General features: G+C 62.5%; 16 protein-coding genes and 1 tRNA gene. 4 read left to right on the forward strand and 13 right to left on the reverse strand.

The features are described from left to right. The 13 genes from trpS to ACFQ95_RS24040 form a co-directional block, all read right to left on the reverse strand. A partial coding sequence (gene trpS / locus ACFQ95_RS23980; protein WP_422835174.1) for a tryptophan--tRNA ligase occupies positions 1–709 on the reverse strand: 709 nt, incomplete at its 3' end. 4 nt (positions 710–713) lie between these two features. Next, positions 714–1382 (reverse strand): site-2 protease family protein, encoded by a 669-nt coding sequence (locus ACFQ95_RS23985; RefSeq protein ID WP_422835175.1) that lies wholly within the window; start codon positions 1380–1382, stop codon positions 714–716. A 90-nt stretch (positions 1383–1472) separates the two neighbouring features. Next, positions 1473–2108 carry an L-threonylcarbamoyladenylate synthase gene (locus ACFQ95_RS23990; protein ID WP_422835176.1) on the reverse strand — a complete coding sequence of 212 codons (636 nt, stop codon included), beginning with the start codon at positions 2106–2108 and terminating at the stop codon, positions 1473–1475. 22 nt (positions 2109–2130) lie between these two features. Next, on the reverse strand, positions 2131–3021 hold the full coding sequence (locus ACFQ95_RS23995) for a DMT family transporter (protein WP_422835177.1): 891 nt from the start codon (positions 3019–3021) through the stop codon (positions 2131–2133). After that, positions 3018–3872 (reverse strand): 3',5'-nucleoside bisphosphate phosphatase, encoded by an 855-nt coding sequence (locus tag ACFQ95_RS24000; protein ID WP_422835178.1) that lies wholly within the window; start codon positions 3870–3872, stop codon positions 3018–3020. The genes ACFQ95_RS23995 and ACFQ95_RS24000 overlap by 4 nt, the downstream gene beginning before the upstream one ends. 129 nt (positions 3873–4001) lie before the next feature. Further along, positions 4002–4172, reverse strand: coding sequence for a 50S ribosomal protein L33 (rpmG, locus tag ACFQ95_RS24005; protein WP_187598336.1), 171 nt, complete (start codon positions 4170–4172; stop codon positions 4002–4004). An 11-nt stretch (positions 4173–4183) separates the two neighbouring features. Further along, entirely contained in the window at positions 4184–4417 is a 234-nt protein-coding gene (rpmB, locus tag ACFQ95_RS24010) for a 50S ribosomal protein L28 (RefSeq protein ID WP_272548698.1), read from the reverse strand. Positions 4418–4689: 272 nt separating this feature from the next. Beyond that, positions 4690–4765, reverse strand: a tRNA-Thr gene (locus ACFQ95_RS24015). Between the two features lie 11 nt (positions 4766–4776). Continuing rightward, entirely contained in the window at positions 4777–5799 is a 1023-nt protein-coding gene (locus ACFQ95_RS24020; protein WP_422835181.1) for a class 1 fructose-bisphosphatase, read from the reverse strand. A 45-nt stretch (positions 5800–5844) separates the two neighbouring features. After that, positions 5845–8535: an aminopeptidase N gene (gene pepN / locus ACFQ95_RS24025; RefSeq protein ID WP_422835183.1), complete on the reverse strand. Its 2691-nt coding sequence runs from the start codon at positions 8533–8535 to the stop codon at positions 5845–5847. After that, positions 8525–9229: an HAD family hydrolase gene (locus ACFQ95_RS24030; protein ID WP_422835185.1), complete on the reverse strand. Its 705-nt coding sequence runs from the start codon at positions 9227–9229 to the stop codon at positions 8525–8527. Before ACFQ95_RS24030 ends, pepN begins: the two co-directional genes overlap by 11 nt. Further along, positions 9229–10333 (reverse strand): peptide chain release factor 2 gene (prfB, locus tag ACFQ95_RS24035; RefSeq protein WP_422835187.1). Its coding sequence is split into 2 segments (ribosomal slippage): positions 9229–10251 and positions 10253–10333, totalling 1104 coding nucleotides; the frame shifts between segments, so codons are not numbered across the junction. The genes ACFQ95_RS24030 and prfB overlap by 1 nt, the downstream gene beginning before the upstream one ends. Before the next feature lie 212 nt (positions 10334–10545). Continuing rightward, the gene (locus tag ACFQ95_RS24040) at positions 10546–11448 is read right to left on the reverse strand and encodes an alpha/beta fold hydrolase (protein ID WP_422835233.1); all 903 of its coding nucleotides are present in this window, start codon (positions 11446–11448) and stop codon (positions 10546–10548) included. A 170-nt stretch (positions 11449–11618) separates the two neighbouring features. Between ACFQ95_RS24040 and ACFQ95_RS24045 the strand changes: the two genes are divergently transcribed. The 4 genes from ACFQ95_RS24045 (at position 11619) to ACFQ95_RS24060 (ending at position 16867) form a co-directional block, all read left to right on the forward strand. After that, complete coding sequence (locus ACFQ95_RS24045) at positions 11619–12938, forward strand: ABC transporter substrate-binding protein (RefSeq protein WP_422835189.1); 1320 nt, start codon at positions 11619–11621, stop codon at positions 12936–12938. A 79-nt stretch (positions 12939–13017) separates the two neighbouring features. Next, a complete protein-coding gene (locus ACFQ95_RS24050) occupies positions 13018–14775 on the forward strand; it encodes an ABC transporter permease (protein WP_422835190.1) in 1758 nt (585 codons plus the stop codon). Between the two features lie 22 nt (positions 14776–14797). Continuing rightward, the gene (locus ACFQ95_RS24055; RefSeq protein WP_422835191.1) at positions 14798–15883 is read left to right on the forward strand and encodes an ABC transporter ATP-binding protein; all 1086 of its coding nucleotides are present in this window, start codon (positions 14798–14800) and stop codon (positions 15881–15883) included. Positions 15884–15982: 99 nt separating this feature from the next. Further along, positions 15983–16867 (forward strand): LysR family transcriptional regulator, encoded by an 885-nt coding sequence (locus tag ACFQ95_RS24060; protein WP_422835235.1) that lies wholly within the window; start codon positions 15983–15985, stop codon positions 16865–16867. Positions 16868–16909: the final 42 nt, after the last annotated feature.

Genomic DNA, 16909 nt, shown 5'->3' on the forward strand with positions numbered 1-16909 from the left:
GCTCGCCAGGTGCACGCGAGTCGGTGACGATGCCGCCAATCAACTTGCGCAATTGTTCGCGTGGCACAAACAGCGGAATGGTGTTGTCGTAGCTCTTGCTCATCTTGCGGCCATCCAGGCCGGGCAAGGTGGCCACGGACTCTTCAATCGCGGCTTCAGGCAATACAAAGTGTTCACCGTAGAGGTGGTTGAAGCGCTGGCCTATGTCGCGCGCCATCTCGATATGCTGGACCTGGTCGCGGCCCACGGGCACCTTGTGTGCGTTGAACATCAAGATGTCGGCGGCCATCAGCACCGGGTACATGAACAGCCCGGCGGTGACGTCGGCGTCGGCATCGGCACCCGCTGCGGCGTTGCGGTCGGTCGCGGCCTTGTAGGCATGGGCCCGGTTGAGCAGGCCCTTGGCGGTGACACAGGTGAGTATCCAGGTCAGTTCGGGGATCTCGGGAATGTCGGACTGGCGGTAGAACGTCACACGCTCGGGGTTCAGCCCCGACGCCAGCCAGGTAGCGGCGATCTCCAGAGTGGAACGCTGCACACGCGCCGGGTCGCCGGTCTTGATGAGGGCGTGGTAATCAGCCAGGAAGTAGAAGCTGTCGGTGCCGGGCTGCAGGCTGGCGCGTACCGAGGGACGCACGGCGCCAACGTAGTTGCCGAGGTGGGGCGTGCCCGATGTGGTGATGCCGGTGAGGACGCGGTTTGAGCTCATGTCGTTAACGAACCAGGTAATAAATAGGGGCGAGCAGAATGTCGAGTAACTCGTAGGTGACACCCATCAGGGGCTGCAGCCAGAAGGTAGCGACCACGCCGGTAAGCACCAGCGCCATCACGATGAAGAAACCCCAGGGCTCGATGCGCGAAACGGCCACGGCCTGGCGATAGGGCAGCAAGCCGACCAAGATGCGCCCGCCATCCAGTGGCGGCAGGGGAAACAGGTTGAAGGCAAACATCACCACGTTGACCAATACACCGCCCTGGCACATCTTCAGGAAGAAGCGCTCGTTGATACCCGCACCCAGAAGCAGGTGCAGCAGCACACCCCACAGGAAGGCCTGGATCAGGTTGGCGCCCGGGCCTGCCAGGGCCACCCAAATCATGTCGCGCTTGGGGTTGCGCAGCCGGTTGAAGTTCACCGGCACGGGTTTGGCGTAGCCGAACAAGAAGGCCCCAGCCGTGGCGAAGTACAGGATCAGCGGCATGAGTATGGTGCCGACCGGGTCGATGTGGCTGATGGGGTTGAGGGTGATGCGCCCCTGCATGGCGGCCGTGTTGTCGCCGAAATGCCGTGCCACATAGCCGTGGGCGGCCTCGTGCACGGTGATGGCAAACAGAACCGGAAGGGCGTAGATCAGTACGGATTGGATGAGATTTGAAATGTCCACGCGGCTATTGTCTCAGACGGACTCGCCGGTACAGTGATACCCCCGGTGACATGGGGCAAGCCCGACCTGCAGCGCTTGAACGGCAGGCTTTTAAAGCCCGATGGCGCTTAAATCACCACGCCCCGCGCGCACCAGCACGGCATCGCCACCGGTGCCAATGGCGGTGAGATCGACCACGGTGGTGGGCTCCAGCGGGCAGGCGCCGGCGTCGAGCACGGCGGCCAGCTGGTGTTCAAACCTGGCGCGGATGTCTTGCGCGTCGTTCATCGGCTCGGTTTCGCCCGGCGGAATCAGCGTGGTGCCCAGCAGTGGCCCGCCGTGCAAGGCCAGCAGGTCCTGCAGCACTTTGTGGTCCGGCACGCGCAGGCCTATGGTTTTGCGTGAGGGGTGGCTCAAGCGGCGCGGCACCTCGCGGCTGGCTTCCAGGATGAAGGTGTAGGGGCCGGGGGTTGCCATCTTCAGCAGGCGGTACTGCTTGTTGTCGACCCGCGCGTAGTTGGCCAGTTCGCTGAGGTCGCGGCAGAGCAGGGTGAGGTGGTGTTTATCGTCCACCTGGCGAATGCGGCGCAGGTTGTCGACAGCGCTTTTGTTGTCCAACTGGCAGACCAGCGCATAGCTGGAGTCTGTGGGAACGGCCACGATGCCGCCGCCATCCAGCAGACTTGCGGTTTGCTTGAGCAGGCGGGCCTGTGGGTTTTCGGGGTGGACTTCGAAGTACTGGGCCATGGTGTGGGGTGGTGCGGGTGTTTTAGATCTTGGAAAGCGCCTTGGCGCGATTCTCCCGCACACTCAGCCACGCGCCCACCGCGCCGCACACCGTGACCACTGCAATGCCCAGCAACGACCAGCGGTCGGGCAGGTGCGAAAAAATCAGCCAACCGGCCAGCATGGCAAAACCGATCTGGCCGTAGAGGAATGGCGTGAGGGTGGCCGCTGGCGCCCGCGCATAGGCCAGGATCAGCATGAAATGCCCCACGGTGCCCAGCAGCCCCATCATGAAAAGGCCCAGCCAGATCTGCCAGGCGTCCACATCCACCCACACAAAGGGCAGTGCCAGCGAGGCGGCCAAGGTGCCCACCCAGCCGCTGTAGAAGTGGGTGGTGAACGGGTCTTCGGTGCGCGCCAGGCGGCTGGTGAGAATCTGGAACCAAGCGCTCACGGCCACCAGCGCAATCGGCAGCAACATCGCCCAGGTGAAGCTGTCGCCGCTGGGGCGAATGATCACCATGGTGCCCAGAAAGCCACCAATCACCAGCGTCCAGCGCAGCGGCGACACTTTTTCCTTCAGTGCGGTGGAGGCCAGCAGCGTGATGACCAGCGGCGTGAGCATCACGATGGCGGTGAACTCGGCCACGGGCATGTGGCGCAGGCTGAAGAAGGCCAGCGTGCTGCTCATCAACAGCAAGGCGCCGCGCAGGCATTGGTATTTGGGGTGCGCCGTGCGCAACAACGAAGCGCCGCGCTTGGGCAGCATGGTCACGGTGGTGGCCACGGCCTGGAAGGCATAACGAAACCACAGCGCCATCAACACAGGGACGCTGGAACTGATGACTTTGGTGATGGTGTCCAGTGAGGCGAAAAACGCCACTGCGGTGGTGACAAGCGCGATGCCGGCGAGTGTCGACGGAGGTCGGTTCATTGCATTCGGTGCACCAGCAACTCCCACACGGGTGTGAGGTCTCCTGGTAAATAAGGCAGAGCGCCCAGGTCGGTATGGCTTTCGTCCGGGCTATGGAAGTCGCTGCCACGCGAGGCGGCAAGCCCAAACTCCTTGGCAACGGCCGCATACTCTATGTACTCGGCCGGGGTGTGGCTGCCGGTGATGACTTCCACCGCTTGCCCGCCGTGTGCCTTGAATTCGCTGAATAACGCGTACTCTTCGTTGGCGGTGAACTTGTAGCGGCCGGGGTGGGCGATGACGGCAATGCCTTGTGCCTGGGTGATCCAGGTCACGGCGTCCTTCAAGCTGGCCCAGCGGTGTGGAACGTAGCCGGGCTTGCCTTCGGTAAGGAAGCGACGGAAAACCTCCGGGGTGTCGCTGCACACACCACTCTCCACCAGGAAGCGGGCAAAGTGGGTGCGTGAAATGAGTTCCGGGTTGCCGACAAACTTAAGGGCGCCTTCGTAGGCATTGGGAATGCCGACCTTGGCCAGCCCCTCGGCCATTTCCATGGCGCGTTTGCCGCGGCCCCCGCGTGTGTCGAGCAGGCCTTGTTGGATGCGTGTGTCTTGGGCGTCAAAACCCAGGCCCACGATGTGCACCGTCTCACCCGCAAACGTGATCGAAATTTCCACGCCGGTGAGGTACTGCATGCCCTCGGCCTTGGCTGCTGCGGCTGCGCGTTGTTGGCCGCCGACTTCGTCGTGATCGGTCAGCGCCCACAGTTCCACACCGTTTGCCTTGGCCCGTTGTGCCAGGGCTTCTGGCGTCAGCGTGCCGTCTGAAACGACAGAATGGCAGTGCAGGTCGGCATTCAGGATGGAAGTCACGGTTTGATTTTAGGTGGTTTGTACGATGTCTGCTGAGCGCGCATCAAGGCAGCAAATGCCGGGCATAAAAAAACCCGCCGGATGAGGGCGGGTTTTTTGCATTGTGAATGCTTGGGAGATCTTGCCGAATTACTTCAGCTTGATTTCCTTGTATTCGACGTGCTTGCGAGCTTTTGGATCAAACTTGGTGATCAGCATCTTCTCGGGCATGGTCTTCTTGTTCTTGGTCGTGGTGTAGAAGTGACCGGTGCCGGCAGTGGATTCCAGCTTGATTTTTTCGCGTCCGCCTTTGCTTGCCATGGTGCTGCTCCTTATGCTTGGCCACGTGCGCGCAGGTCTGCGAGCACAGAGTCGATACCGTTCTTGTCGATCAAACGCAGACCAGCGTTCGAAATACGCAGGCGAACCCAACGGTTTTCGGTTTCGACCCAGAAACGGCGGTACTGCAGGTTAGGCAGAAAACGACGCTTGGTTTTGTTGTTGGCGTGGGAAACGTTGTTCCCGACCATTGGGCCTTTGCCCGTTACTTCACATACGCGTGCCATGAGGACACTCCATCTGTTCTGTGGCCACAGGAAAACTGTGCGCCACGATTAACGGCTTTCGCCGCACCTCGCCACGTTGCTGTGGCGGTAAGAGATCATTTACTGGGCCGCAGCATGCCTTCAACAAGGAAGACGCACTGAGGCTGATTCAGCAAAGCCTAGCATTATAGCGCTTTTCTCAAAAATGGCATGCAACGCAGTTTTTGAGCCGCCCCATGGGCTGCCTGCCCAAGAAAAAAGCCCCGATTCTTGCGAATCAGGGCTTTTTAATTTGGTGCCGGAGAGATGAATCGAACACCCGACCTTCTCATTACGAATGAGCTGCTCTACCGACTGAGCTACACCGGCTTAGCCTTGGATTATAGCGCGTTATGGTACTTGGTGACCAGCTCTACCTCATTTTTTGATCCCAACACCACGCTGACACGTTCGTGCAGCTTGCCGGGCTGCAAATCGAGGATGCGCTCGCGGCCGTTGGTGGCGGCGCCGCCGGCTTGTTCTATGAGCCAGCTCATGGGGTTGGCCTCGTACATCAGGCGCAGTTTGCCGGGCTTGTTCGGCTCGCGTTTGTCCCAGGGGTACATGAAGATGCCGCCGCGTGTGAGGATGCGGTGCACGTCGGCCACCATGCTGGCGATCCAGCGCATGTTGAAGTCTTTGCCGCGCGGGCCTTCCTTGCCTTGCAGGCATTCGTCGATGTAGCGCTTCACCGGTTCGTCCCAGTGGCGCATATTGCTCATGTTGATGGCGAACTCTTGGGTGTCGGCCGGCACCTGTACGTTTTCCTGCGTGAGCACGAACGAGCCTTGTTCGCGGTCCAGCGTGAACATCGCCACGCCATTGCCCACGGTGAGCACCAGCGTGGTTTGCGGGCCGTAGACGCAGTAGCCTGCGGCCACTTGCTGGCTGCCAGGTTGCAGGAAGTCTTGTTCGTTGACGGCGTGTGCGGCTTTGCCAGGCGCCGGGTCGGGCTTCTTCAGCACGCTGAAGATGGTGCCTATGCTGACGTTCACGTCGATGTTGCTGGAGCCGTCGAGGGGATCAAACAGCAGCAGGTATTCCCCTTGCGGGTAGCGATTCGGCACAGCGTAGATGCTGTCCATTTCTTCGGACGCCATGGCCGCCAGGTGGCCGCCCCATTCGTTGGCTTCGATCAGCACCTCGTTGGCGATGATGTCCAGCTTCTTCTGGACTTCGCCCTGCACGTTCTCCGTGGTGGCGGCACCCAGCACACCACCGAGCGCGCCTTTGTTGACGGCCTGGCTGATGCCTTTGCACGAGCGCGCCACCACTTCGAGCAGCAGGCGCAACTGGGCCGGGATGTGGCCATTCACGCGTTGCTGCTCGACCAGATAGCGGGTGAGCGAGATTTTTTGAGACATAACGGTTTCCGTTCTGAAGTTGAAACTCTTGCTTGAGCGGCCTGCTCAGTCGGCCAACGCGCGCGTGACCACTTCACGCACGTCGTTGCTGAGGTCGCTCTTGCTGGCGACGCGCACCAGGGCTTCCTGGGCGGCGTGGCGGTAGGGTTCGGCCAGCTTCTTCCAGCGGTCGAGTGCACGCGCCAGGCGGGCGGCGACCTGGGGGTTGATGCCATCGAGCTCGATCACGCGGTCGGCCCAGAACACATAACCCGCCGCATCTACGCGGTGGAAGGCGCCGGGGTTGGCGCTGCAGTAGCTGAAGATCACGCTGCGCGCGCGGTTGGGGTTGCGCAGGTTGAAGTCGGCATGTTTCATCAACTGGCGCACCGCCGGCAGGATGTTGCCGCCGCGGTCGGTGGTGCCGGCTTGCAGGGCAAACCATTTGTCGAGCACCAGCGCCTCGTCCTTGAACAAGGCGTGGAAACGTGCCAGCGCTTGCGGCGCGAGCGTGCTACCAGCCGAGACCAAGGCGCTCAAGGCGTTGAAGCGGTCGGTCATGTTGCTGGCGTCTTTGAAACGCTGGTAGGCGCGGCCGGGCCACACCGTGTCGCCATCGGTCTGTGCGGCCAGGCACAGCTGGCTCAGCGCCATGCCGGCCAGGGCGCGCTGGCCGCTGGAGAGTGGATCGGGCTGGTAGGCACCGTTGTTCTGGTGCGTGTCAAAGGCCCAGGCCCAGTCGGCGCGCAAGGCGGTGGCCAGTTGCAGGCGCATGCTTTCGCGCACGGCGTGTATGCGTTGCGGGTCGACCACGTCCAACTGCTCGGCCAAATAACTTTCCGACGGCAGTGTCAGCACCAGTTCCTTGAAGGCGGCGTCCAGCGTCGGGTGGCGCAGCACTTCGCGCATGGCGGCAATATACGCATCGTTCAGCGGCTGCAGGCTGGCCACATCGGCGGGCGAGGCGATGGCGTCGAGAGCGGCGCGCACGGCCAGGCGCTGGCCGGCTTCCCAGCGGTTGAACGGGTCGCTGTCATGGGCCAACAGGGCCAGTAGCTGTGCGTCGGCGTAATCAAACTCCAGCACCACGGGTGCGCTGAAGCCGCGCAGGATGGATGGCACGGGTTCGGCATCGACGTTCACAAAAGTCAGCGTCTCGCTGGCCTGTGTCATCACATGGGTGAACGGGACGGGCAGGGCGCCGGCGCTGGTGAACAGCGGCAGTTCGGCGCCAGCGCTGCTCAGCAGGCCCAGGCTCACGGGAATGACAAACGGCTCTTTTTCGGCCTGGCCCGGCGTGGGCGCGCAGCGTTGCGTCAGCGTCAGCGTGTAAGTGCGGTTGGCCGCATCGTACTGGCCGGCGGCATGTACACGTGGTGTGCCGGCCTGGCTGTACCAGCGCTTGAACTGTGGCAGCAGGCGCGCCAGGTCGGAGTCCGGATTCGCATCGGCAATCGACTGCGCGAAGTCGTCGCAGGTCACTGCCTGGCCGTCAAAGCGTTCGAAGTACAGCGTCATGCCCTTGGCAAAGCCTTCGCGGCCCACCAGGGTCTGCATCATGCGCACCACTTCCGCACCCTTTTCGTAGATGGTGACGGTGTAGAAGTTGTTGATCTCGATGTAGCTGTCGGGCCGCACCGGGTGGGCCATGGGGCCTGCATCTTCGGGGAACTGCGCGGTGCGCAACACCCGCACGTCTTCTATACGTTTGACGGCGCGCGCCGAGGGCTCGCGGCACAGGTCCTGGCTGAACTCCTGGTCGCGGAACACCGTCAGGCCTTCCTTCAGGCTCAGCTGGAACCAGTCGCGGCAGGTCACGCGGTTGCCGGTCCAGTTGTGGAAGTATTCGTGGCCCACCACGCTCTCGATGTTGGCGTAGTCGGTGTCGGTGGCCGTGGCCGGGTTGGCCAACACGTATTTGGTGTTGAAGATGTTCAGGCCCTTGTTCTCCATGGCGCCCATGTTGAAGTCGCTGGTGGCGACGATCATGAAGCGTTCCAGGTCGAGCGGCAGGCCGAAGCGTGCTTCGTCCCAAGCCACAGAGGCCATCAGCGACTGCATGGCGTGTTCGGTTTTGTCGAGGTCGCCGGGGCGCACAAACACTTGCAGCAAGTGCTCTTTGCCCGCGCGCGAGGTGATGCGCTGTTCGCGCGCCACCAGCTTGCCGGCCACCAGGGCAAACAGATAGCAGGGCTTGCGGTGCGGGTCTACCCACTTGGCGAAGTGGCGGCCGTCATCCAGATTGCCGTGCTCGACCAGGTTGCCGTTCGACAACAGCACCGGGTAGGCGGCCTTGTCGGCGCGCAGCGTCACGCTGTAGCTGGCCATCACGTCCGGGCGGTCCATGAAGTAGGTGATGCGGCGGAAGCCTTCGGCCTCGCACTGTGTGAAGAACGAGTCGTTGCTGACGTACAAGCCCATCAGCTTGGTGTTCTTCGCGGGTGCGCAGGTGGTGAAGATTTCCAGATCAAACGCGCCGTCTTCCACGCTGGGCAGGTTTTCCAGCACCAGTTGGTTGCCGTCGATCTTGAACGATGCGCCCTGGCCATTGACCAGCACACGCGCCAGGTTCAGCTCTTCGCCATCGAGGCGCAGCGCTTGCGCGGGCACGTCGGGGTTGCGGCGCAGGCGCATTTTGTTGAGCACCCGGGTTTTCGCCGGATCAAGGTCGAAGCACAGGTCAACGGTGTCGACCCAGAACGCAGGTGCGGTGTAGTCGGCACGGAAGATGGCCGAAGGTTGTCCTTCACGCAGCATGGAGGTTCCCCAGAAAGTTCGAGTTCAATAGTTCTTCAAAATTGCGCACGCAGGTGATGACGTGCGGCCCGGCCAATTCTTCAGCTGTGTTGGTGGTGCACACACCCACGGCGCGCATACCGGCGCGGCGTGCGGCTTCGATGCCGAACGGCGCGTCTTCAAACACGATGCAATTTTCAGGCGCAACACCGATGCGCTGCGCCGCCGCCAGGAAGATGGCGGGGGTGGGCTTGCCGGTCAGGCCCTCGTCGCCGCGCGCAATCGCGTCTGGCGGCGGGTTCATCTTCAAATGGCCCATGGCGAATTCCACGTTGTGGATGTCGCCGGCTGTGCCCACGCCGACCTTCAGGCCGCGGGCACGTGCAGCGGCGTAGAAGGGCGTGAAGCCTTTTACCTCGGCAAAGATCGGGCCGAAGATGTCGCGGTACAACTGTTCTTTCTCGTGCACCAGGGCCCAGGCTTGGGCTTCGTCCATCTCCGGCTGGTCGAGGATCAGGCGTACACATTCCAGGCCGGTGCGGCCGGTGGTGCGGCGCATCAGCTCGTCAATCTCCATGTTGACCTGGTGCTTCTTGGCGAAGTCCAGCCAGGTGGAAGAGTGGTGCGGCATGGAGTCGATCATGGTGCCGTCCATGTCGAAGATCAGGCCTTTGACGGGCACAAGAGAAAGTTGCAACGCGTTTGTCTGGGTCATTACACGCCTTGTTTCAGAGAGGCTTCGATGAAAACGTCGAGGTCGCCGTCGAGCACCTTTTGGGTGGCCGAGACTTCCACGTTGGTACGCAGGTCTTTGATGCGGCTGTTGTCCAGCACATAGCTGCGGATCTGGTGGCCCCAGCCCACGTCGGTCTTGCTGTCTTCGAGCTTTTGCTGCTCTTCCATGCGTTTGCGCATTTCAAAGTCGTACAGGCGCGAACGCAGGCGCTTCCAGGCAACGTCGCGGTTGCTGTGCTGGCTGCGGCCGTCCTGGCACTGCACCACGATGCCGGTGGGGATGTGGGTCAGGCGCACGGCCGAATCGGTCTTGTTGATGTGCTGGCCGCCGGCGCCGCTGGCGCGGAAGGTGTCGGTGCGCACATCAGAAGGGTTGATGTCGATCTCGATCGAGTCGTCCACTTCGGGGTAGACAAACACGCTGGCAAAGCTGGTGTGGCGGCCGCCCGACGAGTCGAACGGGCTCTTGCGCACCAGGCGGTGCACGCCGGTTTCGGTGCGCAGCAGGCCAAACGCGTATTCACCTTCGACCTTGATGGTTGCGCCCTTGATACCGGCGGTGTCGCCGTCGGAGATGTCTTCCACCGTGGCGGTGAAGCCCTTGCGCTCGGCGTACTTCAGGTACTGGCGCAGCAGCATGCTGGCCCAGTCGCAGGCCTCGGTGCCACCGGCGCCGGCCTGGATGTCCAGGAAGGCGTTCATCGGGTCGGCCGGCTGGTTGAACATGCGGCGGAACTCCAGGCCTTCGACGATGGCGGCGAGTTTGGCGGATTCGGCTTCTATGGTCATCAGGCCATCTTCGTCGCCGTCTTCCTTGGACATCTCGTACAGCTCGAGGTTGTCCGCGAGTTCACGCGTCAGGTTGGTGATGGTGACCACCACGGCGTCGAGCGCCTTCTTTTCCTTGCCCAGTTCCTGGGCGCGCTTGGGGTCGTTCCAGACGCTGGGGTCTTCCAGCGATGCGTCTACCGTGCGCAGGCGTTCGGCTTTGGCATCGTAGTCAAAGATACCTCCGTAAGTCTTCGGTGCGCGCGCTCAGGCTGCTGAGTTGGGTGCCAATGGCGTTGATGCGTTCTGCGTCCATGATGTTGTGCTTTCTGTGTTCGGTCAAAAAAGAGGCCGGCGCTGGCTGGCGTGGGGTGCGCCTCTTTTTTCCTCAATGCTGAGGAGAGGGACCCCGAGGCGGGAGCGCGGCAGATCGGGCATTTTCTCATGCATCTGAGGGCCCTTTACATGACGCCTTGCCGCGCAGGGTTGCTGCACAAATCATAGCTGTTTGCGCAGTTCCGGTAAGCGCTAGAGCAGAAATTCGTCCAATAAGGCTGCGAGGCGCTGCGGTTGGTCGTGGTGCAGCATGTGGCCGGCGTCGGCCATCACTTCGCGGCGCACATGCGGCACTTGCCTGAGCCGCTCGTAATAATCGTCCAGCGTAAAACGTGTGCCCCACCAGCGCTGCAGGCTGTCTTCTTCGGCCTGCACGGCCAGCAGCGGCATGCTGATCTGGCGGTACAGCGCGAGTAATTCGTCCACCCGCGGCAGGTAGGCGTGGACGATTTTGTGTGCCGGGTCGCCGAGGATTTGCCATTGGCCCTGTGCATCGGGCCGGGCCCAGTGGTGGGCCAGCCAGGTCGCGCGTTCCTGCCCCAGGCGCGGGTTGTTCTTCATCAGCCGCTGCGCCACACCTGCGGCGTCGGCATAACCCTTCAGCTGCGTGCCGCCGCTGTGCAGCGCTTTGAGTTCGTCCATCCAGCGGCCATAACGTGCGGGCGCCAATTCGGCCGCATGCACCGGGCCGCTGAAGCCTTCCAGGTTGACCAGGCGGCGAATACGCGCGGGCCGGGCGCCGGCGTACTGCATCACCACGTTGCCGCCCATGCTGTGGCCGACCAGGTCCACTGGCTGGTCAGCGGCATAGTGGTCGAGCAGAAAGTCCAGGTCGGCCAGGTAGTCGGCAAACCAGTAGTGGTCGGTGGGGGCGCCGCTGGTCAGGCCGAAGCCACGCCAGTCGGGGGCGATGACGTGGCGGTCTTGCGCCAAGGCGTCCACCACAAATTGAAAGGACGCCCCCACGTCCATCCAGCCATGCACCATGACCAGCGGCGCCACACCGGGCTGCGGTGTGCCCCAGACGTGCACGTGGTACTGCTGATGGCGGATGGGGATGAACTCGGAGCGCGCGATGCGTCGGGCTTGGTAGATGTTTGCGGACATGGCTGCAGATCATACGAAGAGCTCAGCAGGGTGCAGGAGCATGGGGATAACCCGACCGACGCTCAATCTGATGTGCGGTATCAAAAACTATGATTGGCCGGCTTTGTTTCCCAGGCCTACATTGCACTCGCAAATCAACCAAGATGCAGGAGACAAACATGCGTTCAAGAATCTGGGCTTCAACCGCCTTGGCGGTATTGGCCGGTGCCAGCGGGCTGGCACAGGCCGGCACGGTCACGGTATTGACCTCGTTCCCCAAGGAACTGACCTCGGCCTACCAAAAGGCGTTTGAGGCGCAGAACCCCGGCATCAAGATCGAGATACTCAACAAGAACACCACGGCCTCCATCGCCTACATCAAAGAGCTGCCGGCCGGCCAGCGGCCCGACATCATGTGGGCCTCGGCCCCCGACGCGTTTGAAGTGCTGGCGCGCCAAAAACTGTTGCAGCCCGCACCCGACACCCGCAACCCGCAGGCCCCGGCGAAGATCGGCAACTACCCGCTGAACGACCCCCAGGGCCTTTATTACGGCCAGGCGCTGGCGGGTTACGGCATGATGTGGAACACCCGTTACCTGCAGGCGCACAAGCTGGCCGCGCCCAAAGAATGGGCCGACTTGGCGCGGCCTGAGTATTTTGGCCACGTGGCCATCTCCAGCCCCTCGCGCTCGGGCACCACCCAGCTCACGGTTGAAACCATTTTGCAGGGCGAGGGCTGGGACAAGGGCTGGACGCAGTTGCTGCAAATCATGGGCAACGCCGCCGCCGTGACCGACCGCAGCTTTGCCGTGCCCGACGGCGTGAACAATGGCCAATACGGTGTGGGCATCGTCATCGACTTCTTTGGCCTGGCCGGCAAGTACTCGGGTTTTCCGGTGGACTTTGCCTACCCCACGATGACGGCCGTGGTGCCGGCCAACATCGCGCTGGTGGCCGGTGGCAAAAACATCGACGAGGCGAAGAAGTTCATGGCCTTCAGCATGTCGACCGAGGGCCAGCAATTGTTGTTCGACCCCAAGATCAGCCGCCTGCCTATCCTGCCCTACAGCAGCCTCAAGGCGCCCGCCAACTACCCCAACCCGCAGGACGTGGCCAAACGCGCCAAGGTGCAGTTTGATGCCGATTTGTCGGAGGCCCGTTACCAGGTGGTCACCAGCATGTTCGATCAGATGGTGACCTTTCGCCTGAAAGAGCTGCAAGCCGCCACCAAGGCCATACACGCGGCCGACAAAAAGCTCAAGGCCAAGCCGAATGCCAAGGGCACCGAGCTGCTGAACCAGGCGCGCAGCCTGGCCTACACCTCGCTGGTGGGCGAGGCGAATGTCAAGGACAACGAGTTCCTGGAAATCTTCCGCAAGAACCGGCGCGACGTGGCGGTTTCCAAGCAGCTCACCGGGCTGGAGGAAATGTGGTCCTCCAAGGCGCGTGCCAATTACGAACGCGCGGCTGAACTGGCCAACCAGGCGGCGGCCCTCTAAGCGCCCACCTGGCCCACCCGCGCCGGCTGGTATAGACCGGGCCGGCGCGCGGGTGAACCTCTTCGATTAAGGGACATCCATGTCTGCAATTCCTGTCGCGGCCGGCCCGGCTGCGTCCCCACCTTCCCCTTCCACACGTGTGTCGTGGACCAGCCGCCTCTCCGGCATAGGCCCATGGACCGCATTTCTGCTGATCCTGGCGTTTCTGCTGGTGTTCCTGCTGGTGCCCGTGGGCACGGTGATCTACACCGCGTTTGTCAACGAAACCGGCGCTTTGACCTTCGGCCACTTCGCCACCTTCTTCAACCAGGGCATCTTCCGCGAGTCGTTTTTCAACAGCCTGATGGTCTCGCTGGCGAGTGTGTTGTTTGCTTCGCTGATCGCCGTGCCGCTGGCCTACCTCACGGTGCGCTTTGAGTTTCGCGGTGCGCTGCTGATCCAGACGCTGGGTGTGTTGCCGCTGATCATGCCGCCCTTTGTCGGCGCCGTGGCGCTGCAGTTGATCTTTGGCCGCAGCGGCTCGGTCAACCTGCTGCTGAACGATTATTTTGGCTTCACCGTGCCCATCATGGACGGCCTGGTGGGCGTGACCTTTGTGCAAAGCATCCACTACTTTCCGTTCATTTTGTTGAACCTGGTGGCGGCCATGCGCAACATCGATGGCGCCATGGAGGAGTCGGCGCTGAACCTCGGGGCCAAGGGCTGGCGCCTGTTCCGCCGGGTGATTTTTCCGCTGTCCATGCCGGGTTATCTGGCCGGTGCCGCGCTGGTGTTTGTCAAGGTGTTCGACGACCTGGGCACACCGCTGGTGATGGGGGTGACCAATATGCTGGCGCCCCAAGCTTACCTGCGCATCACCTCGGTGGGCATTGACGACCCCTTGGGTTATGTGATCAGCGTGATCATGATCACCTTCTCGGTGCTGGCGCTGTGGATGGCCGCACGGGTGATGAAGGGCAAGGACTACGCCACGCTGCAAAAGGGCGGCGGCGCGCTGCAAAAGCGCCGGCTTTCGGCTTGGGAATCGTTGCTGGCCTATGGCTGGATTGGTGTGGTGCTGCTGGTCACGCTGGCGCCGCACATAGGCATTTTGTTGATGTCGTTCTCCAAGGTGTGGAGCTTCTCGGTGCTGCCCGACAGCTACACGCTGGAGCACTACGCCACGGTGTTTGGCGATTCCAGCCGCATGATAGGCAATACCTTGCTGTACTGCGTGTTGTCCGCCGGGCTGGACGTGATCATCGGCACCGCCATCGCCTATCTGATTCTGCGCACCAAGCTGCCCGCGCGCCAGTGGCTGGACCACCTGGCTTCTGCCGCGCTGGCCATTCCCGGCCTGGTGCTGGCGATTGGTTACCTGCGCATGTTCAAGGGCGTGAACCTGCCGTTCACCGACACACCCGTTGTCACCACCTGGGTGCTGATCATGCTGGCCTACGCCGTGCGGCGCCTGCCGTATGCGCTGCGTTCGTGTATGGCGGCGCTGCAGCAGGTGCACATCTCGCTCGAAGAGGCCGCACAAAGCCTGGGCGCGACCCGTGGCCGCACCATACAGCGTGTGATGGTGCCGCTGATGGCGGGCGGGCTGCTGGCCGGTTTTGTGACCAGCTTCATCACGGCGGCGGTGGAGTTGTCGGCAACGATTCTGCTGTCGTCGGCGCAAAGCCAGGCGCCCATGAGCTACGGCATTTACCTCTACATGCAGAGCATTTCCGGGCGTGGCCCGGGGGCGGCCTTGGGTGTGTTGGCGGTGGTGGTGGTGGGCCTGGGTACCTATTTCTCGCACCGGTTTGTGGAACGTTCGCGCACCACGGTCAGCGGCGCCAGCGGACATTGATAATCTAGAAAACGAGACAAACATGAACAAGGTATCTCTTGAGGCCAAGAACATCAGTCTGAGCTACGGCAGTACCGAGGTGCTGCGCGACATCAACCTGCGTGTCGAGCCCGGCGAGTTTTTTGCACTGCTGGGCCCGTCGGGCTCGGGCAAGTCCACGCTGCTGCGGCTGATTGCCGGCTTCAACCAACACCAGCGTGGCGAGTTGCGGGTGGACGGGCAAGACATCACCGGCATACCGCCCCATGCACGCAACATCGGCATGGTGTTCCAGAGCTACGCCTTGTGGCCCCACATGACCGTGGCCGAAAACGTGGCCTTTGGTTTGGTGGAGCGGCGCGAAACGCGTGAGGCCATCAAACGCAAGGTGGGCGCCGTGCTCGACCTCGTGGGCCTGGGCGCCTATGCGCAGCGCCGGCCGGGGCAACTGTCTGGCGGGCAACAACAACGTGTGGCGCTGGCGCGCACCGTGGTGATCGAGCCCAAGCTGCTGCTGCTGGACGAGCCACTGTCCAACCTCGACAAACAATTGCGGGTGCAGATGCGCGAAGAAATCAAGCACCTGCAGCGCAAGCTGGGCCTGACCACCATTTTTGTGACACACGACCAGGAAGAGGCCATGACCACCGCCGACCGCATGGCCGTGCTCGACAAAGGCATCTTGCAGCAGGTCGGTGCGGCCTCGGGCCTGTATGACTTTCCGGGCAATCGTTTTGTGGCGTCGTTTGTTGGCACGGCGAATGTGCTGGACGGCCAGGTCACGGCGGTGAGCAATGAAACGCTCACGTTCAAGCTGCCAGGCTTTGGTTCGCTGACGTTTCCGCGCCCGGCGCAAGCCCCCAGCATGGGGGATGTGGCGATGGCGTTTCGTCCGCACCAGGTGAGCATTCAGGTGCGCGACGCACAAGTCGACGCCTCACGGGTGTGGATGGATGGCCTGGTGGAGAGTGCCGAGTTTTTGGGCGAATCCTCGCGCTACCGGGTGCGTGTGGGTGAGGTGTCCATGGTGGCGGACCAGGCGCATTACGCCGGCCTGGCGATGTTCCCGCCAGGTGCGCAGGTGCGCCTGGGCATAGACCCCACGCAGGTGCGGTTTCTGCATGCGTGAGGTGTTGAAGCTTGGAGTGTGGCGCGGGAGGGCGCCAACGTGACAAACGGCAATGGCAACGCCAACGCCAACGGCGTACACACCGGCCGCGATCCGCGCATGGAGATCTACCAGCTGCGCGCCTTTGTCACCGCCGCCAAGTTGGGTAATGTCACACGCACGGCCGAGTTGTTGCACCTCACGCAGCCCGCCGTCACCGCGCAGATCAAGGCGCTGGAAGATGAACTCGGCGTCGCCCTGTTCGACCGGCGCCCCGGCCGCATCACGCTCACCAGATCCGGCGAAGCTTTGCTACCCGAGGCCGAGCAGGTGCTCATCGCCGCCAGCCATCTGGTGGGCAAGGCCAAGGAACTGATAGGGCAGGTGACCGGGCAACTGGTGATAGGCACGTTGGGCGACCCCGACTGGCTGCGCCTGGGCTCGCTGCTGCAGGCCCTGGTCAGCAGCCTGCCGCTGCTGGACATCAAAACCCGCAACGGCAACGCCGAAGAGTTGCGCGAGCAGGTGGCGGCAGGTCTTTTGCAGGGCGCCTTCTACATCGGCCCCAACATGCCGCGCGAAGTCGCCGGGCTGCAGCTGCAAAGTGTCTACTACCGCATTGCCGGGCCGTACAACATCCGCGACAAGGTGCTGCATGCCGGCTGGCGTGAGATCGCCGGCATGCCTTGGATTGGTGCACCGACGCAGCACCATGTGCAAACGCTGCTACGCGACATGTTTGCGCACCAGGGTTTCACACCCAACCAGGTGCTGGAATCAGACGAAGTGGCCTCGCCCCAAAGCCTGGTGCGCTCTGGCGTGGGTTTGGCGCTGTTGCGCGAAGACATTGCCGTGGCCGCCAGCGAGCGCCAGGAAGTGGTGATCTGGCCACACGCACGTATGGCGGCGCGGCTGGGGTTTATTTATCCTGTGGCGGCGGAACACGATCCGGCCACGGTGGCCACGATCTCGGTGCTGCGCACGGTCTGGGACTTGCCCGCTTGAATCGCTGATGCTCGGCAAAGTTGCCGGGCAAACCGTAAACTC

The organism is Variovorax sp. HJSM1_2 (assembly GCF_049316285.1).
GTDB lineage: Bacteria > Pseudomonadota > Gammaproteobacteria > Burkholderiales > Burkholderiaceae_C > Rhodoferax_B.